The organism is Chamaesiphon sp. OTE_8_metabat_110 (assembly GCF_031382685.1).
GTDB lineage: Bacteria > Cyanobacteriota > Cyanobacteriia > Cyanobacteriales > Chamaesiphonaceae > Chamaesiphon.
Window position 1 is genome coordinate 1 of sequence record NZ_JANMZA010000059.1, and the last position, 3,467, is coordinate 3,467.

The 3,467-nt window shown below is 48.1% G+C and carries 3 protein-coding genes; 1 reads left to right on the forward strand and 2 read right to left on the reverse strand.

The genetic code is table 11. The features are described from left to right. On the forward strand, positions 1–769 hold a 769-nt coding region (locus RMO52_RS02225; RefSeq protein ID WP_310410509.1), incomplete at its 5' end, for a formylglycine-generating enzyme family protein. 176 nt (positions 770–945) lie between these two features. Here RMO52_RS02225 and RMO52_RS02230 read toward each other — a convergent pair. Continuing rightward, positions 946–1,593, reverse strand: a complete 648-nt coding sequence (locus RMO52_RS02230; RefSeq protein WP_310410511.1) for a hypothetical protein — start codon at positions 1,591–1,593, stop codon at positions 946–948. A 426-nt stretch (positions 1,594–2,019) separates the two neighbouring features. Then, positions 2,020–3,075 carry a chemotaxis protein CheB gene (locus RMO52_RS02235; RefSeq protein ID WP_310410513.1) on the reverse strand — a complete coding sequence of 352 codons (1,056 nt, stop codon included), beginning with the start codon at positions 3,073–3,075 and terminating at the stop codon, positions 2,020–2,022. Between the last annotated feature and the right edge of the window lie 392 nt (positions 3,076–3,467).

Here is a 3,467-nt window from a genome sequence, read left to right on the forward strand (position 1 = left end):
ACCCAGATCGGCACAATGCCTGATAGAAAGCTTGGGTGGAAGCTTGACGCTAGAGCTAGTGTTGATTCCCAGCGGTACATTTATGATGGGGGACGCACGACATCATCAAGACGAGCAGCCGATCCACCCAGTTGCGATACCATCTTTTTACATGGGCAAATACCCGATTACTCAGGCGCAATATCGATCGGTCATGGATGGTAGTAATCTGGAGACGGCGCTAGATTACCCGATCGAAAACATTAGTTGGCATGATGCCCGAGAATTTTGCACGAAACTATCCCAAAAAACTGTTAGAGAGTATACGCTACCGAGCGAAGCGCAGTGGGAATACGCCTGTCGTGCTGGTACGGACACCGCTTTTTACTTTGGCGATATAATTACTCCTGAATTGGTAAATTACAACGGGAACTACCCCTATAATGGCGCTCCTGTGGGCGAAAATCGGGGCGAAGCGACACCAGTAGGGATTTTTCCGCCGAATGCCTTTGGCTTATATGACATGCACGGAAGTGTCTGGGAATGGTGTCTCGATGGTTATCAGGCAAGTTATCAAGGTGCGCCGACAGATGGCACGGCATGGGTAGCAGATCGAAGCGATGCCAATATCAAACGTGTCATGCGCGGCGGCTCCTGGGATTATGTCGCGCGTGGCTGTCGCAGTGCCGTACGCTGTAGTCTAGCTCCCGAAATTCGGATCGGCGGCTGCGGCTTGCGAGTCGTGCTCGATACCGACTTCAACAAAGCCGTCAAGCCGGGGAACGGTTGACACCTGACTGCTGCTATGTATCTACTTAACCTCGGTTCGAGATAAGAAGAGCCTAGAGACTGGGAGTCTCCTCCGAGTTGTGTGCGTCAAGACAACGACAAGACAGCGAGACAAGACACAATCGAGGGCGGTGCTAGAGCGGAGCAAATATCCTTAACCCGAACACTCACATTAAATTAAGAGATCTGTTCGAGTAAAGCTATTTCTCCGGTGAGATTGAACCTGGCGATCGCTTCTAGCTCAGCAAATAGTAAATCGGTATGGTAAAGGCGATCGCGTTGCAGAAAGCTGTTTAAAACTTGGGCGCGTCCAGCTCGATAAGCAACATCTGAAACCCAGCTATATTCCCGTCGAATTGCTTGCTGGTAAGCTTGATATCTGACTGGATCTGTACCGAGGATGGCTAGATCTGCATCCAAAAAGATACATCGATCGCGATCTTCCGGATCGATTTGATGCCCTTTTGTAGCTAATATTAGCCGATCCACCCGGTCGATCGTCGCGATCGATTCGCCGAGATTTGTCAGCAATTCTCGCGCAACTACCGCACTTTTAGCTTCATTATCGGTAGCCTGCGAATCATAGACAAAATCGTGAAACCAAGCAGCTAAATAGACAGCACGCGGATTTTGCAGATCGTTAAACCGATCGATCGTCGTTAGCACGCAGTCGATATGAGTGAGATTGTGGTAATCGCGATCCGATAGACTATGGGCATTAACTAATTGCGTGAATACGCTATCTCGCGTTTGCGCGTTACTGGAAACTGATGTTAACAGATAATATTCTTGCCATTTTTGATATAATCGATCGATATCCAACATTAATTATTAATTAAATAGGTCGATTCAGATATTTAGTGGACAGAAATTAGCTTAGATCTAGATGGTGGGCACTGCCAGCCCTTTCAACGCTAACATTTGTATTGCTGTATCGTTCGCGGAGCGTGCTGGAGGCAATCGCCATATCATGCGGTTTTGAAGTTAATGCAATCATAGCGTGCCCCTGTTCGAGCGATAAATCGCTGGTAATTCGCTCGAACAGGGGCACTCAACTACTAAGATCGAGCGGGGGCAGAAGTTTGGCTCGATCGTCAAGATCTGCCGCAGCGTCATGTTTCTATTGCCCGATTGCTCGAAACTCATCAAACCCTAATGAAATCAAGTGTCAAAAAATAGTGCGTTTGTTCGCATTGAAAGGGCTGGCACTGCTTACCCTACTGGAAATAATTAATAATTAATAATTATTAATTAATATTCGCTTTTGTCAATCAAAAAAGGTGCGATTTCTGAGAGTCCGAGTACATGTTTGACCCAACCGGAAGCGATCGCCGATTTGGACATTTCAAAAATCAGACAGCCATGCTCATCTTGAGCGATCGTCGTGCCGCCAGCCGCTTGGATCGCTTCCGTACCGACAACTCCATCAGTACCGCTGCCCGTCAGCAAAATACTCGCACTAGCACTACCATAAGTACGAGCAACCGCTTGAAATAACGTATCGATCGAGGGACAAGTTCCGGTAGGAGTTGTAAAGTTACTATAGATAAATTTGCCCCGAGCATCAAATTCTAAATGCGCTCGTTCTGGTGCAAAATAAACCGTTTTAGGTGCGGGAGTTTCACCCATTTGAGCAATTTTAACCTGTAATTGCGAATCTTCTTTCAACCAAGTAATCAATCCGGTCAAAAAGCCATCGCCGATATGTTGAGCGCAAATTATCGGTATGGGAAAATCTGCGGGAAGTGAGGTAATGATTTTGTGAATGGCTTGAGGGCCGCCAGTGGATGCGCCGATGGCTATCGCGCGTAAAGCACTGCTACGATTCTCTAGGGGAGAGGCTACGCCAACGAGATTGCCACTGCGATCGGATCTAAGTTCCGAACTTTGGGTTCTTGCTTTGACAGTTACCTGTGAGAGCATTTTGATTTTGGCAATCAGTCGGTGTTGAACTCGGGCATAATCGGTGTAGTCGCTACTAGCTGGTTTGGGGAAAATATCCACAGCCCCGGCTTGGAGTAATCCAAAAATATGCTTGGTATCGTTTTCTCGAACGAAGTTACTAATTACTAAAATGGGTCGGGGAAACTTTGCCATCACTTGTTTGGTAAGCTCTAGACCATCGATCGGTGCCATGTGCAAATCGCTACAGATGACATCAGGATTGACTTTGGGGATTAGGTCTAGCGCTTCTCGTCCATTTTGCGCCGTACCGACAATTTCAACCTCAGCACTATCTGTCAACAGACGTTTGAGTAGTTCGAGGGCGATTGGCGAATCTTCGACTAGTAGTACTTTGGTAGGCATAATTAGGCTTGAGGTTTTAGGCTTGAGGCTTGAGGTTTTGGGCTTTTGGGTTTCGATTTCGGCCGTTGCTGAATTAGGGTATGAAGTATAGATTTTGCCCTGCTTGGTGAAACGCACGCTGAGCAAGCCTCAGCGCGATTTCATCCGCTCACCCCCAGCCCCTCTGTCTTGACGCACACAAACGGGAGGTTCCCTCCCGTTCGATGCGCCGCTGTCTTGACCCAAACGCACGCTGAGGGATCCTCAGCGCGATTTGGGTCGCTCCCAAGCTTGGGAGCGGCGTTTTTATGTCTAGGGTTCCCCCCGAATAAAAAAGCGGATTGATTTTCGGTCGGGTTTCCCGACCATGAAAATCAACCAAGCAACGACAAGACAGAGGGGAGCCAGAGCCG

What these genes read in the sequence shown, in the direction of transcription:
- RMO52_RS02230 (WP_310410511.1), bottom strand. Translation starts at nt 1,593, where the DNA reads ATGTTGGATATCGATCGATTATATCAAAAATGGCAAGAATATTATCTG.
- RMO52_RS02235 (WP_310410513.1), bottom strand. Translation starts at nt 3,075, where the DNA reads ATGCCTACCAAAGTACTACTAGTCGAAGATTCGCCAATCGCCCTCGAA.